Genomic DNA, 19,286 nt, shown 5'->3' with positions numbered 1-19,286 from the left:
AAGTGGAGGTGCTTTTTTATTGCTAGCAGGGCCTTTTCATGAATAAAGTCAGCTAATACCTTTCTTGATTGCACACAAATCATTAATCGTCTTCATGAATATGAAGAATGGGCGTGGGGCTGTTTCTTTAGCTGCATAGAGATGCTCAAGGAATTTTTCACTTTCAAGGACATTATTGTAAAGTTACTAACTTTAATATCTCTAAATATCCAGCACTTTTCAAAAAAACGCACCAAATTTTTCATGGTTTTCGAGTGTAGACTTTTTGTTCTTTCAGAGGACTAGTATATAATTATGACATGAAATAAACAGTAGAATTGAATGAAAAGAGGATGTTTTATGAAAAGAAGTCATGCTTGGATGATTGTACGAGCTGGCGTGCTTATACTCACTTTGGTGTTGGTCGGCTGGTTCGTCATAAAAACATTCACCCTTACCTATCCTTTCTGGTTGGCTGCCTTATTTGCCTGGTTTTTACAGCCCCTTGTTCGGTTATTACAAAGTAAATTACGCTTTTCTTCAGGATGGGCAAGCTTCGTTGGCTTGTTAGGCGGTGTTCTTGTTATATGCGGTATGATTACTGGCCTACTGTTCTTACTAATTGCCAATTTTAAAACCTTTTTCTTGCAAATCCCTAACTGGATAGAGGGCGCTTCTATTAATGTGCAACACTTTTTTAATACGGTTATTTTACCTTTTTGGCAAGATGCGTCAGGGTTATTTAACTCAATTGGTTCGGGTAATAATCAGGCCATGAAGCAAGGAATAATGGAACTTGGTTCACAGGTTGGTTCTATTTTAGGAGATATTGGTCAAGGGGTTGTTGATTGGTTATCTCAGTTGCTACTCAGCTTGCCTACTTTTTTTGTTGCCTTTATTTTTTTCTTATTAAGCATTTACTTTATGGGAAAAGATTGGGGACAATATAGAAGTTTTTTCAGGAGAATCCTCCCTTTTCGTGTGAGAGTGAAGGCAAAAGAGTTTAACTTTGCCATAAGAAACCGACTGTTTGGTTTTATACGAGCGCAGTTTATTCTAATGATCGCAACAGGAATTATTGTCTTCATTGGTCTAGCTATTTTGCGAGTAGAAAATATATTTACACTAGCGGTTATTATAGGTATCGCAGAACTTCTACCTTATTTAGGCACAGGGACAATCCTCATTCCTTGGAGTGTTTATCTTCTCATTACAGGAGATGTCAGACTTGGGGTTGGCATTGCCATTGTTTATGGTGTGACATTAGTCGTAAGACAATTGTTAGAGCCCAAAGTTTTATCGAGCAGCATGGATTTAAATCCGGTTGCTGTGTTAATCTCTCTTTTTGTTGGTCTCCAATTATTCGGAGCATTTGGCTTATTTATTGGTCCAGTCACACTTGTATTGCTTATCATTCTTCACGATATAAAGATTACACATAGTATTTATTACTTTATAAGAGATGGGTTTCAGAATGAAAAAGCTGGTTAGTTTGGTGAAATAGAAAAAACGAACAATTTGTTCGTTTTTTCATTTACAGTGGCTTTATGTACCAACGATCCATAGCTGAATGTTCTGACCCTTTTAGTGGCTCATGAAGTAATTCAAACCCATATGATTGGTATAGGCGATCCGCAATTGTTAGTGTATTGTGTGTTTCTAAATAACAATATTGATAATGTTGTTTTGCGAATGTCAGCGCAGTATCCATTAACTTTTTGGATAAGCCCAGTCCTTTAGCTTTAGGTGATACATATAGTTTTTGTAATTCACATATTCCTTCGTCTAAGTCAAAAGGAGCAATGCCGATACCTCCAATGATTTCTTTTTCCATTTCAACAATCCAATAGGCTGAGCCTGGGGTTTCTTCATAGTATTGATGGAGCGAATCTAATTGAGGATCGTAATAAGCCGTTCCTGGAATAGCTAAATTGGCTGACTCTAATGCTTCTTTTATAATTGCTGCAATCTTTAAGTTATCTTTCTGCTTAATTTTTCGAATATTGGTCATAGGAACCTTCCTTAATTAAACGGATAATTATATTGATTGTTTGCATGTGGATTCCCTCAGGACAGATGGTTCTGATGAGGACATCCTCAATGGTGCACATACCCATATCAATAGGTTGATATTCGCGATTTAAGATATCACCATAATGCTGTTCAATAACTGTCGGTTGGTCACGAAGTAATCTGATAAGATCTTCATAAGAAGGGGTGCATTCATTGAAATCAGTTGGTGTTGTACCGAAACCAAAGAATGAATGATAGGCTGATAAGTCTATGCTAACCTCTCTTGTTAACGATTGTATCCATAAAAACTGATCAAGGTAAATATGCCCCATATGCCATCTGATGTTATTGCGGAAACCGGCAGGAATGATTTCTGCTTGCTATGCAGATACATTCTTGAGGATTAATAGCACTTCCTCACGATACGTGTGTAATTGATTCATAAGAACAGTATGACGTCTTATCAACGGAATCACCTCGTAATATTTTTAAACCATCTTTGTACATTAAAACATCGTCAACATACACATCATGACTAAGTTTAATATCTTTTATTTTTCGTCCTTCTTCCACAAAGCCCATTTTTTCATAAAGATGGATAGCAGGGTAATTAGTAGAAAACACTCCTAAAGATAATTTTTCAATGACAGGATGTTCTTCAGCCCATTTAATCAGTGTTTGCAATAATTGCATACCAATGCCTTTTTTACGATAGCTTGAGTCAACATATATACTAAAACTACCATGATGAGCTAGTCGGGCTATGGATGATGAGCGAAATATAATACATCCAACGACTCTTTGATCAGACTTAGCGACAAAGACAACCGAGTGTTTTTTGCTATTTGTGATGATTGCAGATAATCTTTTTCTTTCTTCATCTATATTTGCTAAAAATTCTTCGTTTGTAGTAATGAAAAATCGATTTTCTTCAACGATCCCTTTCTGCAAAGTAAGAATATCATCTACATCAGCTAACAACGCTTGGTGTACTTTCAACAGCAACCACACTCCTTACTTTTTCTACAATCAATAAAAGTATACGAAATATTCATACAAGTAGTAAAGTGAAAATGTACCATGAGGATTGCCACATAAGTATTTTGGCAATATGTTATACTAATATATATGTCAGGAAATTCCCTTTTAAAGGGATTTATTTACGTTCTATAGAACATGGGCATCTAGTGTGAATAGATGCTCTTTATTGTTTTTATTTTAAGGTTTTAAGTGAGGTTTTATAAATGAGTGGAAATACAGATAAAGGAAATGCATCCCTTCTTCAACAAGCTCTAAAGGTGAACAAAAAACCTTTTCCATGGGTAAAGGCTTTTCTAGCTGGATTAGCTGCAGGTCTTCCAGTTATTATTGGTATCCTTTTTGGAGAGCTAGAGTATGGTTTATTAACAGGTATGGGTGGGTTTACCTATCTTTATGTATTTAATATCCCTTATGCCCAAAGAGCAAAAAAACTATTTTTCGTTGCCATAGGAATTACTTTATCATCCTTCTTAGGGACAATTGCTGCACCGTTTCCACTTGCTGTTGCAATCATTATGGGTATAATTGCTGCAATGGCCACGTTTGTCTTTGGAGCGTTACGCTTTACCGGGCCAAGTGCGATCTTTTTTGTATTAGTGTTCGCAATGACTTCTGGAATGCCTACAGAGCCTGAGCTAGCGTTTCAGCGTGCTGGGTTTGTGTTTTTAGGTGGTGCACTGTCATGGTTGATTGCGATGGCAGGCTGGTTTGTGAATCCTTTTGGACCTGAAACAGATGTCGTTAAAAGGGCTTATAATGAATTAACCATTTTGATAAAAAGCATTGGTACAGAGCAGTTTGATGAACAGAGATATAAAGTCATGTCCTCCTTAAATGATGTCGAGGATATCTTAATTGCTGGCTACCTACCTCTTAGAAGGAAGAAGAGATATGATCGTTTATATGTGTTAAATGATCATTTGAATCGCATTTTTCTAGAGGTGATTAAAAACTTTTTAAATGAAAGAACAGCGCCACCACAAAAATTAATAGAACAGCTTCAAGTTTTATCGAATTCAGTTGATAAAAATAGATTGGATATAATTGAAATCGAAGAAGATGAAGTAAGAGGCTGGCACGCCAAGTATAAGCAATTATATGCAATTATTAAACGCCTCGATTGGGATACAGAAGATATATCTTCGCATGTGAAAGAAGAAATAGAGCTTTCTAAGCCCACTGTTAGAAAAGCTTTACTTCATTCATTTGATAAGAACTCGATTGTATTACTGTCTGCTTTGAGAATTGGAATTATGACAATCATTGCAGGGATTATCGCTTACCAATTTCATTTTGAACGTTCATTTTGGGTACCTCTTTCTTGTGTAGCTGTCATGTCTGGAGCAACAGTCGTTGCCACTTATCATCGTGCAATTCAACGTGGAATTGGAACAATAGTGGGAATCTTAATCGCTAGCTTTATACTTAGTTTTCACCCTACTGGACTTGTCATTGCCTTATTAATCTTTTTACTTACCTTTATTACAGAATTATTTATTGTGAAAAACTATGGATTAGCGGCAATCTTTTTTACACCTAATGCGCTGTTGATGGCAGAAACAGTAACGCCAGGTGATTTTGCTTTTACTTATTTCGCACAAGCAAGAATAATTGATGTTTTTATAGGCAGTATCATTGGTTTATTAGGTGTTTTAATTATTGGGAGAAGCTCAGCCTCTAGTAGGCTACCCCACCTCATTTCAAAAACAATTCGTAGCCAAGCTCAGCTCATGTTTACAATGTTTTCAACCCATACAAAAGATGGTCATGAATCAGAAAGAGAACTATCTAAATTGAAAACAAATATTCAAGGCTTAAAGACTGTATATAATACAGCAGCTGGTGAGATCCCGATCGATCGCAGCGCATTAACCTATTATTGGCCAGTTGTTTTTTGGTTAGAGCAAATCACCTATTTTCTTGAAAAAACAGCAGAAGAGAAAGCGCACCAAGTGAAATTATCTGATGAGGCTTTAGCGCAACTCTTGTATTCTTATGAATCTTTAGCTAATGCAGCTTACAGAGAGCACGCTCCAGCAAATTTGTCCTTTCCTAAAATGCAAGGTTTATCTAACTTGAAAAATGACATGATTCATCTTCAAAGATCATTACAAATGCACGAAGAAAAGCATCCATCATAGGGTGCTTTTTTTTTATGATAAAACGCTAGTATGTCATAAAAGAAACCTGTAAATAGGCGTTGGCTTAAAATAATCAATGTGTTGATTCCATCTTTTTTATAATTATTATTTAAAAAAAATGATTATTTTTGTTTTAGAAAAAATATGGAGGGTAAATAAAAACAACTATTCCTTAAAAATAATTACATAATAAAAGGAGAGAATTACTATGTCTAAAAATGATAAAGACAAACAACTTGAAAATTTTAGAAGTAATGACAATAAGGATAAAGACTTAACAACAAACGGAGGAGTAAAACTTTCAGAAGATGAACATTCTTTAAAAGCTGGTACAAGAGGTCCAACATTACTAGAGGATTTCCATTTACGTGAGAAGTTAACGCATTTTGACCATGAAAGAATTCCTGAGCGTGTTGTTCATGCTAGGGGATTTGGGGCTCACGGTGAGTTTCAAGTTTATGATGATTCAATGAAGGCATTCACGAAAGCGAAATTTTTAACTAATCCTCATACGACAACGCCTGTTTTTGTCCGGTTTTCAACAGTTGTTGGTTCGCGTGGTTCACTTGATACGCCGAGAGATGCCAGGGGATTTGCTACAAAATTTTATACAGAAGAAGGAAATTATGATCTAGTAGGTAATAATATTCCTGTATTTTTTATCCAAGATGGTATTAAATTTCCTGATTTAATTCACGCAGTGAAACCTGAACCGCATAATGAAATGCCACAAGCGGCTTCTGCACATGATACTTTTTGGGATTGGGTTTCGCAAAATCAGGAATCTGCCCATATGGTGATGTGGGTGATGAGTGACCGTGGTATTCCGCGAAGTTATCGAACAATGGAAGGATTCGGTGTTCATACATTTAGATTGGTTAATGATAAAGGGGAAGGTCACTTTGTTAAGTTTCACTGGAAACCAGTATTAGGCACACATTCCCTTGTTTGGGACGAGGCACAAAAGTTAGGAGGGAAAGACCCTGATTTCAATCGCCGTGATTTATGGGAGTCTATCGAAGCAGGCGACTATGCTGAATACGAACTTGGTGTGCAAATTTTAGAAGAGAAGGATGAATTTTCGTTTGATTTCGATATTCTGGATCCAACGAAGATTTGGCCAGAAGAAGGAATTCCTGTTCGTAAAATTGGTAAAATGACACTGAATCGCAATGTAGACAATGTGTTTGCTGAAACAGAACAAGTGGCCTTCCAAGTTGGAAATGTAGTACCTGGTATTGATTTTACGAATGATCCATTATTACAAGCAAGATTGTTTTCCTATACAGATACCCAACTCATTCGTTTAGGTGGTCCAAATTTCCATGAGCTACCTATTAATAGACCTGTTTGCCCTTTCCACAATAATCAAAGAGATGGTTATGGTCGCCAAACGATTAATACAGGACAAGCTGCTTATCATAATAATACCCTAGCAAATGGTTCGCCGAATACGGTTGAAGAATCTGAAGGTGGTTATGCTCACTATCAAGAAAAAGTAGAAGGTAGGAAAATTAGAGAACGAAGTGATAGTTTTGAAGATCACTTTAGTCAAGCTACACTGTACTGGAATAGCTTGAGCGATATAGAAAAAGAACATACGATTAGTGCTTTTCAATTCGAATTGAGTAAAGTGGAAAGCCAAGCTGTAAAAGAGCGTGTAGTCGAAATGTTTAGTCACGTAAATAGTGATCTTGCTAATCGCATTGCTGAAAAAGTGGGTGTAGATGCAGTTGAGAATAAAAATGAGACAACTACAGCGAAATCATCACCTGCACTAAGTCAACAAAACACAATCTTTTCCGCAGCTACACGTAAACTAGCAATCATTGTTACAGATGGGTTTGAAGGTGAAAAAGCAAAGTCAATCATCAATGATTTGCAAGAAGCTGGTGTGAACCCATGTATTATAAGTGACCGTCTTGGCACAATTAGAGGGAGTGGGGGAGTAGAGTTACAAGCAAAACATACATTTGCTAGTGACAGTTCAGTGGTATTTGATGGTGTGTATCTCATTGGTAGTGATGAAGTTGATGCAACCTTTAAGCATGATGCATTGCTGTTTATAGATGAAGCATACCAACACTTCAAACCAATCGCTGCTACTGGTGATGCCATCTATTGGATTAAAGATTTAGATTATCCTAGTGAAGAAGGCATTTTACTAGAAGAACAATCAGGTAATGATTTTGCGAAACAAATAATTGATGCTTTGTCCGCTCACAGATTTTGGAATCGGTCGCAAGTATAATGACTAAGAAGGAAAACAGAGACGTCATCTAATGGTGTCTCTGTTTTTTGCGTTCAATAGTAAATTTAACTACATGTATCATCTTTTCTATCATACATAGTTGTTTTATAGAGAATTTCTTCAATGATTATGATGTATTGTTTTTGAAATAGTTGTACCCTCAATTTTATTAATCAAATCATCCGTTATCTTCTCTTGTCTGTTAGATCCAGTAAAGACGATTAGTGCCATCTAAACGTCGTAATAGGGTCAATTATAAAAACTCCTTTATAAAATCAACTCCTCTCATGTATTACTTATTATGCTTGAAGATTAATAAATGGTTGAATACCTTAAACTAAGGTGTTATGAAAGCTTTTACTAACTGAATGATAATCAAATCATTGCTCCCATTTACCAAAAATAGAGTAAACTAGTCAATAACGGTTATAACCAGAGGGGATGGAATAAAATTGAGTAAACATCAAATGTCTATCATTGATTTTGCGAGGAGGGGACAATCTATTTATATTGTCCTACAAGGGTACGATGCACAATCCGATAAACCATTTGCAGGAGAAGTGAGAATTCTAGGGAATAACATATATGGTGATATGATTCATCCGAATAAGTCACTTTTATCTGAAAGCTGCCGAAAGTTTATTAAGGATACAATACTAATAAAACTTCAAAATCAAGAAATATAAGATTTAACAAAGTGAGGGGAAGAAATGGGAGAACCGATTCAATCGAGTTATAGTGAGAGTGAGAGAGAGAGATTATATAAAAGAACTTTAACGGTTGTGAGTATTTCTCAGTTGTTTGGTGGAGCAGGTTTGGCTGCAGGCATTACGGTAGGAGCGTTATTAGCAGAGGATATATTAGGAACGGCTTCATATGCAGGCTTGCCAACAGCTTTATTCACGATTGGATCAGCAGTTACTGCTTTTATAGTAGGGAAAACTTCTCAACATTATGGCAGAAGAATTGGACTTACTATAGGTTTTATTGTAGGTGGACTAGGAGCATTAGGGGTTGTTTTGGCAGCTATATTACAGAATATTTTTCTATTATTCTTTTTTTTATTCCTTTACGGCGCAGGTACGGCAACCAATTTACAAGCGAGATATGCCGGCAGTGATTTGGCTAATGAGAATCAAAGGGGAAAAGCAGTAAGTTTAACAATGGTTATGACCACATTTGGAGCAGTATTAGGGCCCAATCTAGTTAATATTATGGGGGAGGTGGCAGGCCGATTAACCATTCCTCCTTTAGCTGGCCCGTTTTTATTATCTGCTCTTGCATACATAGCTGCTGGGATTGTATTGTTTATTTTATTACGTCCAGACCCATTTATCTTAGCGAAGCAATGGGTCGCTGAAGAAGAAAATCAAATGAGTAATTCTGTTATTGCTACCAAAAATGTAAATAAATATCATATCGTTGTTGGGGCAACAGTAATGATTTTAACACAGTTAATTATGGTAGCGATTATGACGATGACCCCTGTTCATATGCTTCATCATGGTCATACACTACAAGCAATCGGAGTGGTAATTGGCGTTCATATTGGTGCGATGTATTTACCATCTCTATTTACAGGTGTTCTAGTTGATAGATTAGGTAGATATTTTATTGCAATTGCTGCAGGTGTTACATTATTGTTATCTGGAATTACCGCTGCTAGTGTGCCTGAGGATTCTTTATTTGGATTAATCTTAGCTTTAGCTTTATTAGGGTTAGGCTGGAACTTCGGTTTAATCAGTGGAACGACATTAATTGTTGATGGAACAACCAATGAAAACAGAGCTCACATTCAGGGAAAAGTCGATGTGTTTATTGCCCTATCTGGTGCGACAGGTGGGTTGCTTTCGGGCATGGTTGTTGCTCATTCTAGTTATGCTACTTTAAGTATAGTTGGTGGATTGATTTCATTCATTTTAGTACCAATTGTCTTCTGGCCAAAGTTAGCAAAAGCAAATAGCTAATGGGAAATAAATAACCACGAACCAAATTCATTTGGCTCGTGGTTATTTTAGATAAAAGCAAAACTGTCCAAGCTGTTTTTATTTTGTTTGTAAATAGTACCAAATCAAATTTGTAAACGTATGAGCTTGTAGTTCGATCTCTGTCTTGTCTAGTGAGGTTTGGAAAGGTTTGAGTAAAGGTAACAGAACAGGTTTACGAATTCGGTCTGCTTTTAATTCTGTTAATATCGCATCAAATAAATCTTGTTGATCTTCATCAAATTGGTGCTGTTCTTGCAATTGCTGAGCAAACTCAAAAATTTCTTCAATTTTGATAATCCGTTTATTTATATGAGTTCTTAGCTGATTAATAGCTGAATAATTGAGAAGAGAAACGCCACTAGATTTCATCGTTTGTAAAATCATCTCTAAATAAGATAGTGTCACATCAATAAGTTGTTTTAAATCATAAACATTATTCGTAATTCTTTTCACAAAGAGAAGGTGTTGGAGCATTCCAGTAAATAAGACAACTCCTTCAAACGCATAATCTCTAGTGTCTTCTCCAAATACCTCAATAACTCTAAATGTTAACCATTCCATATCGTACACTCTATGTTGTAAAACGAGTTTCTTTAAATCCTTTTCATTGGAATGCAATATCGCTTCAAATAATCGATGAAGATTACTGGCTTCTTGTAGTGTGTATAATAGGGAGATTTGATCTATAAAGACATCTCTATCTTTTGTATCTTTCCCCACTTGTAGTGCAATTCTTCTTTGACTTGCTTCATAGCGCAAATCCTCTAATATCTCAGCGATACAATCATTTTTTGTGGCGAAATAATTGTAAAATGTCCCTTTGGAAATATTTGCTGAATCAATAATATCTTGTACAGATGTTTGTTGAATTCCCTTTTCTTGAAACAGTTTCAATGCTGCATCTGCCACTTTCTTCTTCTTGTTATTCATCGTGTATTCCCCACCCTTATGGCTTTAATTATAAATTCTTAAGAAGAGAAATACAATGTAATTGAACTTTTAGTATAAATATGTTGACCGATTTATACTTTGGGTTTAAAATGGTTCAGTACTCGAAATAAAAAATAAAAAGGATGAGAAAGTATGGATTCAAGTTTACAACCTCAAAAACCTCCGTATTTAATGCTTGCAATATTATTTGTCGGTGCGTTTGTGTCTTTCTTAAATAATTCATTATTAAATGTGGCGTTGCCTAGTATTATGGTCGATTTAAATGTAGAAAATTATTCTACAGTACAGTGGCTGGCAACTGGGTATATGCTAGTTAGTGGCGTGCTTGTTCCTGCTTCAGCATTCTTACTAACACGTTTTAAAAATCGTAGCTTATATATTTTCTGTATGTCTGTATTTACAATTGGTACAGCTATGGCTGCATTTGCACCAAACTTTGGTATGTTATTAGCAGGTCGTATGGTTCAGGCTGCAGGTGCATCCGTTATGGGGCCTTTATTAATGAACGTCATGCTTGTTAGTTTTCCTCGTGAAAAACGCGGTACTGCAATGGGTGTGTTTGGATTAGTTATGATTACTGCACCAGCCATTGGTCCGACTTTGTCTGGGTATATTGTTCAATATCATGATTGGCGTGTTCTTTTTGAGATGATTTTGCCATTAGCAATCATCAGCTTATTACTATCTATTTGGAAATTAGAGAACGTTATGCCTCAAAATAAAAATGTGCAACTTGATTATTTTTCAGTCGTGCTATCTTGTTTAGGTTTCGGCGGCTTGCTTTATGGTTTTAGTTCTGCAAGTGCTGATGGTTGGACAGATACATGGGTACTAACGACTTTAATTGTTGGTGGCATTTCACTTATTCTCTTTATTATTCGTCAAATGACAATGGAAAAACCACTATTAGATTTACGTGTATATAAATATCCGATGTTTGCACTGGGATCAGTGATTGCAATTGTTAATGCGGTCGCCATGTTTTCAGGTATGATCTTAACTCCAGCATATGTACAGAGTGTTCGTGGAATATCGCCGCTCGATTCTGGTCTGTTAATGCTTCCAGGAGCAATTGTGATGGGAATTATGTCACCAATCACTGGTAAGTTATTTGATAAATTTGGACCGCGTATGTTAGCTGCTGTTGGTTTAATAGTGACAGCTATTTCAACTTATATGTTAGCTAATTTACAAATCGATACATCCTATAGTCATATTGTGATTATCTATGCGTTGAGAATGTTTGGTATGTCAATGGTAATGATGCCAATTATGACAAATGGTATGAACCAAATTCCAAATCGCTTAAATCCACATGGAACAGCAATAAATAACACAGCTCAACAAGTTTCGGGTTCAATCGGTACAGCTATATTAGTAACGATTATGAATAGTGTCACACAATCTAAAGCAGAAAGCTTAATGACAGGTGTAGACCCTACAACAATGACAGAAGCAACAACTGCTGCAGTTACTCAACAAGCGTTACTATCAGGTATACAATATGCCTTCTATGTATCACTTGCAATTAATATTGTTGCACTTATACTCGTATTATTTATAAAACGAGTGGATACAAGTGAGGAAGCAGTACGTAAGTTAGAAGAAGAGGAAGACAATAGGCATTCAAAACAAGTGAGTGCTGAAGTATAAGAGAAAGGCCATTCGATAAATCGAGTGGCCTTTTTTTTGTTGTTCTAAACATAACGCATATGAGCGGGGAACACGCGAAAGAAATATGGGAGGGTTTCTTTAGGGCATATTGGAAGCACAAGGTACTTATTAAATGTGTGGTTTGCATATTACTCAGAAGCGAGAATGGAAATGAAAGCCGAGCAATGCGAACTTGCAAGTCATTCAGCAGGAAAGACACAAATGAAAACTAAAATAGGAAATTAGGGAATTAAATTGGGTACACACGAGGTGTGAAAGCTTGGTAAACTTGGTTAACGGGGGATCGGTTTTTAATTTAGGAGTGTAATAATAAAAAAGCCTGACAAATCTACGATAGCATTCGTCCGGCTTTCTAGCTCTATATTCAAATTTTAAATAAATCACTTGATAAATATCTCTCACCTGTGTCACAAACAATGAATACAACGACATCATCTGATGTTAAACCTTTAGCGACCTGTATCGCTGCGAAACAAGCTGCTCCAGATGATGGACCGACAAGGATGCCCTCTTTTCGTGCGAGGTCTCTTGTTGTTTGATAGGCGTCTTCGTCTGTGATTTGATGTATTTCATCATAGACATTTGTATTTAAGATTTCTGGTATAAAGCCAGGACTTGTCCCTACTAATTTATGTTTTCCTGGTTCTCCACCGGAAAGCACAGGCGAACCTTTTGGTTCTACAACATGGACTTGGAGTCCCTCATAATAATCTTTCAATACTTCCCCGGTACCTGTAATGGTTCCCCCTGTCCCTGCAGTAGCAACGAATGCAGACAAATCCTTACCTATTTGTTTCATCCCATCAATAATTTCAATAGCAGTTGAATGCCTATGGGCATCTGGGTTAGCATTATTTTCGAATTGCATAGGGATAAAGCTATTAGGAATTTGTTTAGCTAATTCTTTTGCTTTTCTGATTGAACCAGGCATTTTTTCATCTCCTGGTGTGAGAACAACTTCTGCACCGTACGCTTTTAATAAATTGATTCTTTCTTTCGTCATCGTATCGGGCATTACGAGTATACTTTTATATCCTCTAGCGGCAGCATTCATAGCAAGACCTATGCCTGTATTTCCGCTTGTGGGTTCAATAATTGTAGCCCCTGGTTTTAATAACCCCGCTTTTTCAGCTTTTAGAATCATATTATATGCTGCTCTGTCCTTTACGCTTTTGCTAGGGTTAAAAAACTCTAGTTTTCCATAAATAGTAGCCCCATTTTTAGGCCCAATTTTATTTAATTTCAATAGAGGGGTGTCTCCTATTAGTTGCGCTAAGTTTTCAACAACCTTCATTCAAGTCGCATCCTTTCTTCAATGCTTTACTCTTTATTATAGTTATATCATATTTAACTTATCAGTTATAAAGGAATTGCTTAAAGGCAAACATGACATCATACCTATGGAAAAATACTGAAATTCTTATCTGTTCTGATAAAATAGATATAGATAATCAAAAGGAATTGGGAGGATAAAGATGATGGAAAAGAGAAATCCTCATTACTTTTATGCGATTAGTATACCAAGAAATATACAATTAATCATAAAACAAAAATGTCTGGCAGTAGAGGCTGATTATCCGTTTAAAGATTGGGTACATGAATGTGATTATCACATTACTCTTGCTTTCTTAGGGAGTGCTTCTTTAGAAGTATTGGACGAAATGAACCAACTGATAGTTAATGATTTAAAAAATACTTCCCCATTTACGCTGTATCTTGAAGGTGTTCAAACTTTTGGACTTAAGGAACGCCCTCGTATTCTATGGTGTGATATACATAAAGAAAAGCAATTACATGAAATTCAATCCATTGTTAATCAAGTCTGTGGAAAGTATGGTTTCTCACGTGATAGAAGAAATTTCACACCACATATTACATTAGCTAAAAAATGGCAAGGTAAAAATCAGTTCACACATTTTCCGCCTATTATGGAAACACCGTTATCATTTGAAGCTACTGAAGTGGGTCTTTATGAAGTAAATACAGAGAGTAAGCCGAAATATAAAAGAATAGCAACATTCTCATTAAAAAGTTAAGGGGGTAGTAGGGTGGGGCAGTTAATAAAAATTGTCGATTGTATTTCACGATATGAGCAGAATATTTATTTATATCCATCTAGATTTGTAAAATTAAAAAAACAACAATGGGAACTGTTATTGACCCGTTTTGAAGAAGAAGGAAAAGAGTACCAACTCATAGAGGAAGAACCAGCTCAATATCATAAACCACGCTTGAAGGATAAGCTGCTCAATATTGTAAAAAGAAACAAGGAGACAATGATTGAAGAGGTGGCTGAAGAGGAAACGAATCATAATGAAGATTCATTTTCGTTTACCGCGGACTATCATGTGAGACCTACCTCAACAAAGGAACTTAAGCAAATGTACCTCGATCAATTATTTCGTACACAATTAAAGTGGGCAAGCTCAACCTTGTTTTCTGAATCATCTCTACCAAGAAGTTACTATTATAATGAACAGTTAAAATACTTGTTACAAAGGTTTCCAGATACATTCCTTGTCCTATTCCAGCCGATACTAAAGCTAGGTCAAGCACCGGTTTCTCTTGATACAATTATTCTCACACCGACGGAAGTAATCTGTCTCCATTTTTTAGACGGTGCTGAATTAACGGCTTATACCGGAAGTGCTGGCCGATTTTGGTTAGCTAAAAAAGAAAATGAACAGAAAATTTTAAACCCATTGATCTCATTAAACAGAACAGTCACAGTAGTCAAGAAAATTTTGGACAAACATGATGTCACTTTACCTGTTCAAAAGGTTGTTCTTTGCCGAGAAGGATATATTGATTATCCTTCAGTACCCTTTGATGTTACTTTAATTGATCGGAAAGAGTATCCGTCTTGGTTCATAAATAAAAGACAAACAAAAGCACCGTTAAAAAGTCAGCAGTTATTAGCAGCACAAGCCTTGTTGACTTATGCGGAAAGTATATCATTCGAAAGATCGGAATGGAGTGACATAGGGGAAGGGTAACGAATAGGCGATTAATCATTATTGTCTATCCATACGAAAAAAATGAAATAAGTGTGTCTCTCGTTCAGGCAAATTTAAGACAGCAAAGTCAAATACTCTTGTCCAGTAACAGGTCCGAATAAAAAGTGTTATTGGTTTGTAAGGCAGTGTTTGTACCATTCATGAACTGCATGGATGGAATAAGAGCTCGGCTGTTAAACTGGCCTTTTTCCATATAGATCGGGTAATGATTTGATAAGAGGTATTTTGAAAGTCTATTCAGCTAAACAAGCACTTAAATCACTGGTGAATAATATAGATAATGAAGAAGAGTTTTGATATCGGGTGAATTTAGGGATTAAATAACTCTATTTGCTATTTGTAAAAATAATGGGCTGTGGTTTGATGCTTAAGTTGCCTATAAGGTGAATCGGTTTATAAACCGATAGGAATAGAACCTGAGACTTTTTGTTGGCGTTACATATGATTTCCGCAAATGTCGTAGGAACTGTGGCGAGTACAGGGATGGACATTATTATAATTGATTAGTATGCTCACATTGCAAAGGAAAGTAGGGAAGTATAAAGAAGTGATGTCACTTCTTGGACTTTCTATCTCAATGCGGCTTCCCGTTCATTTGATGTGCAGGATAGAGGGGAGAATGGCTTATCATTTCGCCTAAGAGATATTTCCAATCTAGCAAAGAGGACAATAATTAAATGAAGGGATGGGGGAGTAATATGAATGATAGTAAGAAAGCATTTTATGCGTATTTAGATCGATTAGATTTAGTCACATTATTACTTCCTTATGATTATCACCAGGGTCATTCAAAGTATTTTACTTATATCCATCGTGATGAAAGTTACGAGCTTGTGATAGAAGGAATAGAAGAAATTAATGATTTTCGCAAATACTATTGTTCTTTTCCTCATCCTTTTCCATTTGGGGCGATATGTTATATAGAAAGTGAACACGGAGATGTGATTGAGGTCGATATTGGGTCGGTGACAAGAACACCTGAATTTGATGAGCTCTTCAAATATGAAGGGCCTCTTGGATATGAATATCAACCGCATGCAACGACTTTTAAAGTATGGGCACCAACGGCAACTGCCCTACGATTAGAGTTACATCATGGCAATGATTCAGAAATGATTGAACTGAGTAGGAAGCAAAAAGGTGTTTGGCAGGTTACTGTATCAATGGATGTACATGAATGGTGTTATTGCTACCACATATGTGTGAACGGGGTTTGGAGAGAAGCTGTAGACCCATATGTAAAAGCAATTACTCCAAATGGGCAATTAGGTGTCATTATTGATGAGAATCGATATAAACATCCAAAAACAGCACGCCCATCCTTCTCAATGATGACAGATGCTATTATTTACGAAACGCATATTCGGGATTTGACCATTCATCCAAATAGCGGTGTCCGCCACAAAGGTTTATATAAAGGCATAGCTGAAGAGAACACTGCTAACGTAAAAGGAGACTCTACAGCGCTCAATTATATGAAAGAATTAGGTATAACACATATCGAATTTTTACCATTGAATCATTTTGCTGGAGTTGATGAGACTAGACCAGACGATTGTTATAATTGGGGATATAATCCTCTTCATTTTAATGTGCCACAAGGAAGCTATGCCTCTAATCCTGCCACTCCTTATACAAGAATAAATGAATTAATCGGACTCATTGATGTCATTCATCAAAAAGGTATAAGGGTCATTTTAGATGTTGTCTATAATCATGTGTATGAAAGAGAAACTTCCTCTTTTGAAAAAATTGTACCAGGTTATTATTTTAGACATGATCTAAATGGTACTCCATCAAATGGTACAGGTGTCGGAAATGATATCGCATCTGAAAGGCATATGGTAAGAAAGTTTATTGTTGATTCGATTACTTATTGGACCAACACTTTTAAGGTTGATGGTTTTCGATTTGACTTAATGGGTATTTTAGATGTGACAACGATGAAACTTATCCGGAAAACGTTAGATGGCATTGATTCGACAATCCTTGTTATCGGTGAAGGTTGGGACTTAAATACACCTCTCGCTAAAGAAGAGAAAGCGAATATTCATAATCAAGATAGGCTTGGTGCCATTGCACAATTTAATGATCAGTTTAGAGATGGAATAAAAGGGAATACATTTAATCTATACGATTGTGGATATGCACTTGGTAATCACTATTATTATCAAACAGCTAAAACAGTATTGAAGGGGAGCATTGGTCAACAAGGGATATTTAATGAACCATTTCAGACGGTTAATTATGTGGAAGTACATGATAATCATACATTATGGGATAAAATCCATATATGTTTTCCTGAAGACACAGATGAAAGTAAAAGACTAAGACATCGATTAGCAACAGCGATGGTTCTTCTTGCACAAGGGATTCCTTTCTTGCACAGTGGTCAAGAGTTCTTTCGAACAAAAAACGGTGAAGGGAATAGTTATCGTTCACCTGATTGTGTGAATCAATTGGATTGGATGGCTAGGAGTAAATATAAAGAGAATGTTGAATATGTAAAAGGATTAATTGCTTTCAGAAAAAGGTATGCGATTTTACGTTTATCCAGTACGAAGCAAATTAATGAAGCGGTAAGTTTTCTAGATATTGAAAAACCACTACTGGCGTATTTACTTTCACATCATAAGTTTAATGAGGATGTATTATGTTATTTTAATCCAACTGAAAAGGAATATGAAATTTCCTTACCATATGGGCAATGGAAATTATATGTCACTCAAAATCAAGCCTCTCCTCATTCGTTAGGTAACTATTCTAATATTACTTTGCCTCCCTTTTCCTGCTATTGTTTTGTTCAGGAAAAAGTAACTTGCTAAAAACTCTTGAAAGAGATAAAATTTATAAAGATAGCTATTGTTGAATTTGTATCAATAGCTATTTTTATTTTCAATTGAAACTTTAAGTGTGAAATTGTTTAATACAGCTATTCATAAATGGCGTAGTAAATTGCAGGTGAACTATTTTGGAAAATTTATTCGGGGATGACTGGCGGATTATCCCGGCTGGTGGTGCAACTGGAGAAGCCTATTATGCACAACATGATGAACAGCGATTATTTTTAAAAAGGAATTCTTCTCCTTTTCTAGCCGTGCTTTCTGCAGAAGGAATTGTCCCGAAGCTTGTTTGGACGAAAAGGATGGAGAATGGAGATGTATTTACTGCTCAGCAATGGATGAGTGGTAGTGAGCTTAGGCAATCGCAAATGAATAGCGAGAGAGTAGCCAAGCTGCTAAAGAAGATTCACTCATCAAAACCATTGCTTGCCATGTTAACTAGGTTAGGGAAATCGGCCATCCATCCAGAGACAGTATTACAATCACTATTAACGGAATTGGATCAAGACTTATTGGAAATTCCATTAGTAGCTGAGTCACTAACATTTTTAAAAGACACAGTGAATGCGATTGAAACGGATGTAACGACTGTGTGTCATTGTGATGTGAATCATAATAATTGGCTATTATCCGAGGATAATCAGTTGTTTTTAATAGATTGGGATGGAGCAATGATCGGTGACCCGGCTATAGATATTGGTACATTATTATATGCCTATATTCCATATGAACAATGGAGTGAGTGGCTTCAGTTATATGGCATGGTGTTGACGGAAGATTTGCGATTGCGCATGAAGTGGTATGCATTGTTCCAAGCCTTGGATAGTATTCAATGGCATAAAAGTAAATTCCGTTTTCAGGAAATGAATAATCTAATCCAAGGGTTGGAAAGAAGGCTTCATTTAGATTATATTAGTTGATTCATTGTGTCGACCCATTGAGCGAGTTCATCTTTGCTAGAAGAAATATGCTCGTTTAGGTCAGATGATTCTATACCGTTTTTACTATATTGGTCAACATCATTTAATAAAGGAAGTAAATCTTGATGAATAGTTTCTTGGTTTTGTAGGGATTGTACAAGCCTAGCAATTTGTTCACATTCTGATTTGGAGCCACAGGTATCTGTGTGATGGTTCCTTAATAGATCCTGCAGCAATGTTAATTGGTCTTTTTGACTAATTGGCATTTTACTCACCTTTTTTCTTTTTATGGAATCACAACTAGATTGTGATTCCTTTCGTTTTTTATACATGCAAAAAACCGTAATGACAAAAGAGGTTTCACCATGGGAAGTAGTGAGTGTCTGCAAAACTGCATAGTAAGCTACCCTTTTAAAGGAGCTTGCACACTTTTACATTGCATGTTATCTTTTGAAAGATGAATTGAAT

The 19,286-nt window shown here is 36.2% G+C and carries 16 protein-coding genes; 10 read left to right on the top strand and 6 right to left on the bottom strand.

The window, feature by feature from the left end; all coding sequences use genetic code 11:
* Window positions 1–339 precede the first annotated feature (339 nt).
* Window positions 340–1,470, top strand: a complete 1,131-nt coding sequence (gene ytvI / locus MKX67_RS17725) for a sporulation integral membrane protein YtvI (RefSeq protein ID WP_095372198.1) — start codon at window positions 340–342, stop codon at window positions 1,468–1,470.
* A 43-nt stretch (window positions 1,471–1,513) separates the two neighbouring features.
* On the opposite strand, the gene MKX67_RS17720 is transcribed toward ytvI, so the two are convergent.
* The 3 genes from MKX67_RS17720 to MKX67_RS17710 form a co-directional block, all read right to left on the bottom strand.
* Entirely contained in the window at window positions 1,514–1,990 is a 477-nt protein-coding gene (locus MKX67_RS17720) for a GNAT family N-acetyltransferase (protein ID WP_095372199.1), read from the bottom strand.
* Window positions 1,968–2,324, bottom strand: a complete 357-nt coding sequence (locus MKX67_RS17715; protein ID WP_307316702.1) for a DinB family protein — start codon at window positions 2,322–2,324, stop codon at window positions 1,968–1,970. Before MKX67_RS17715 ends, MKX67_RS17720 begins: the two co-directional genes overlap by 23 nt.
* A gap of 85 nt (window positions 2,325–2,409) precedes the next feature.
* Window positions 2,410–2,991, bottom strand: coding sequence for a GNAT family N-acetyltransferase (locus MKX67_RS17710; protein ID WP_342488510.1), 582 nt, complete (start codon window positions 2,989–2,991; stop codon window positions 2,410–2,412).
* 245 nt (window positions 2,992–3,236) lie between these two features.
* On the opposite strand from MKX67_RS17710, the gene MKX67_RS17705 reads away from it, so the two are divergent.
* The 4 genes from MKX67_RS17705 (at window position 3,237) to MKX67_RS17690 (ending at window position 9,392) form a co-directional block, all read left to right on the top strand.
* Window positions 3,237–5,174 (top strand): FUSC family protein, encoded by a 1,938-nt coding sequence (locus MKX67_RS17705; RefSeq protein ID WP_307316708.1) that lies wholly within the window; start codon window positions 3,237–3,239, stop codon window positions 5,172–5,174.
* A 208-nt stretch (window positions 5,175–5,382) separates the two neighbouring features.
* Complete coding sequence (locus MKX67_RS17700; protein WP_342488509.1) at window positions 5,383–7,425, top strand: catalase; 2,043 nt, start codon at window positions 5,383–5,385, stop codon at window positions 7,423–7,425.
* Between the two features lie 452 nt (window positions 7,426–7,877).
* Window positions 7,878–8,111, top strand: a complete 234-nt coding sequence (locus tag MKX67_RS17695; RefSeq protein ID WP_307316713.1) for a hypothetical protein — start codon at window positions 7,878–7,880, stop codon at window positions 8,109–8,111.
* 24 nt (window positions 8,112–8,135) lie between these two features.
* Complete coding sequence (locus MKX67_RS17690) at window positions 8,136–9,392, top strand: MFS transporter (RefSeq protein ID WP_095372204.1); 1,257 nt, start codon at window positions 8,136–8,138, stop codon at window positions 9,390–9,392.
* A gap of 78 nt (window positions 9,393–9,470) precedes the next feature.
* Here MKX67_RS17690 and MKX67_RS17685 read toward each other — a convergent pair whose 3' ends face one another.
* Complete coding sequence (locus MKX67_RS17685; protein WP_095372205.1) at window positions 9,471–10,343, bottom strand: TetR/AcrR family transcriptional regulator; 873 nt, start codon at window positions 10,341–10,343, stop codon at window positions 9,471–9,473.
* Between the two features lie 153 nt (window positions 10,344–10,496).
* On the opposite strand from MKX67_RS17685, the gene MKX67_RS17680 reads away from it, so the two are divergent.
* Window positions 10,497–12,017, top strand: a complete 1,521-nt coding sequence (locus MKX67_RS17680) for an MDR family MFS transporter (protein ID WP_307316716.1) — start codon at window positions 10,497–10,499, stop codon at window positions 12,015–12,017.
* Between the two features lie 385 nt (window positions 12,018–12,402).
* Here the strand turns inward: MKX67_RS17680 and cysK are convergent, their stop codons facing one another.
* A complete protein-coding gene (gene cysK / locus MKX67_RS17675; RefSeq protein WP_095372207.1) occupies window positions 12,403–13,332 on the bottom strand; it encodes a cysteine synthase A in 930 nt (309 codons plus the stop codon).
* 181 nt (window positions 13,333–13,513) lie between these two features.
* On the opposite strand from cysK, the gene thpR reads away from it, so the two are divergent.
* From thpR to MKX67_RS17655, 4 genes are all read left to right on the top strand, one after another.
* A complete protein-coding gene (thpR, locus tag MKX67_RS17670; protein ID WP_307316718.1) occupies window positions 13,514–14,074 on the top strand; it encodes an RNA 2',3'-cyclic phosphodiesterase in 561 nt (186 codons plus the stop codon).
* A 12-nt stretch (window positions 14,075–14,086) separates the two neighbouring features.
* Window positions 14,087–15,034 (top strand): nuclease-related domain-containing protein, encoded by a 948-nt coding sequence (locus MKX67_RS17665; protein ID WP_095372209.1) that lies wholly within the window; start codon window positions 14,087–14,089, stop codon window positions 15,032–15,034.
* A 719-nt stretch (window positions 15,035–15,753) separates the two neighbouring features.
* Window positions 15,754–17,880, top strand: a complete 2,127-nt coding sequence (gene pulA, locus MKX67_RS17660) for a type I pullulanase (protein ID WP_307316720.1) — start codon at window positions 15,754–15,756, stop codon at window positions 17,878–17,880.
* 146 nt (window positions 17,881–18,026) lie between these two features.
* Window positions 18,027–18,818, top strand: a complete 792-nt coding sequence (locus tag MKX67_RS17655; protein WP_095372211.1) for a phosphotransferase family protein — start codon at window positions 18,027–18,029, stop codon at window positions 18,816–18,818.
* Here MKX67_RS17655 and MKX67_RS17650 read toward each other — a convergent pair.
* Window positions 18,806–19,084, bottom strand: coding sequence for a YtzH-like family protein (locus MKX67_RS17650; RefSeq protein WP_307316725.1), 279 nt, complete (start codon window positions 19,082–19,084; stop codon window positions 18,806–18,808). The genes MKX67_RS17655 and MKX67_RS17650 overlap by 13 nt on opposite strands.
* Between the last annotated feature and the right edge of the window lie 202 nt (window positions 19,085–19,286).

This window comes from Cytobacillus sp. FSL W7-1323 (assembly GCF_038595015.1).
In the GTDB taxonomy this organism is placed as follows: Bacteria; Bacillota; Bacilli; order Bacillales; family Cytobacillaceae; genus Cytobacillus; species Cytobacillus kochii.
This window is presented reverse-complemented; position numbering and strand designations above follow the sequence as displayed.

Bases quoted from the DNA above. Each gene is read 5' to 3' on its own strand.
- ytvI (WP_095372198.1), top strand. From the start codon at position 340: ATGAAAAGAAGTCATGCTTGGATGATTGTACGAGCTGGCGTGCTTATA.
- MKX67_RS17720 (WP_095372199.1), bottom strand. From the start codon at position 1,990: ATGACCAATATTCGAAAAATTAAGCAGAAAGATAACTTAAAGATTGCA.
- MKX67_RS17715 (WP_307316702.1), bottom strand. From the start codon at position 2,324: ATGGGGCATATTTACCTTGATCAGTTTTTATGGATACAATCGTTAACA.
- MKX67_RS17705 (WP_307316708.1), top strand. From the start codon at position 3,237: ATGAGTGGAAATACAGATAAAGGAAATGCATCCCTTCTTCAACAAGCT.
- MKX67_RS17700 (WP_342488509.1), top strand. From the start codon at position 5,383: ATGTCTAAAAATGATAAAGACAAACAACTTGAAAATTTTAGAAGTAAT.
- MKX67_RS17690 (WP_095372204.1), top strand. From the start codon at position 8,136: ATGGGAGAACCGATTCAATCGAGTTATAGTGAGAGTGAGAGAGAGAGA.
- MKX67_RS17685 (WP_095372205.1), bottom strand. From the start codon at position 10,343: ATGAATAACAAGAAGAAGAAAGTGGCAGATGCAGCATTGAAACTGTTT.
- MKX67_RS17680 (WP_307316716.1), top strand. From the start codon at position 10,497: ATGGATTCAAGTTTACAACCTCAAAAACCTCCGTATTTAATGCTTGCA.
- cysK (WP_095372207.1), bottom strand. From the start codon at position 13,332: ATGAAGGTTGTTGAAAACTTAGCGCAACTAATAGGAGACACCCCTCTA.
- thpR (WP_307316718.1), top strand. From the start codon at position 13,514: ATGATGGAAAAGAGAAATCCTCATTACTTTTATGCGATTAGTATACCA.
- pulA (WP_307316720.1), top strand. From the start codon at position 15,754: ATGAATGATAGTAAGAAAGCATTTTATGCGTATTTAGATCGATTAGAT.
- MKX67_RS17650 (WP_307316725.1), bottom strand. From the start codon at position 19,084: ATGCCAATTAGTCAAAAAGACCAATTAACATTGCTGCAGGATCTATTA.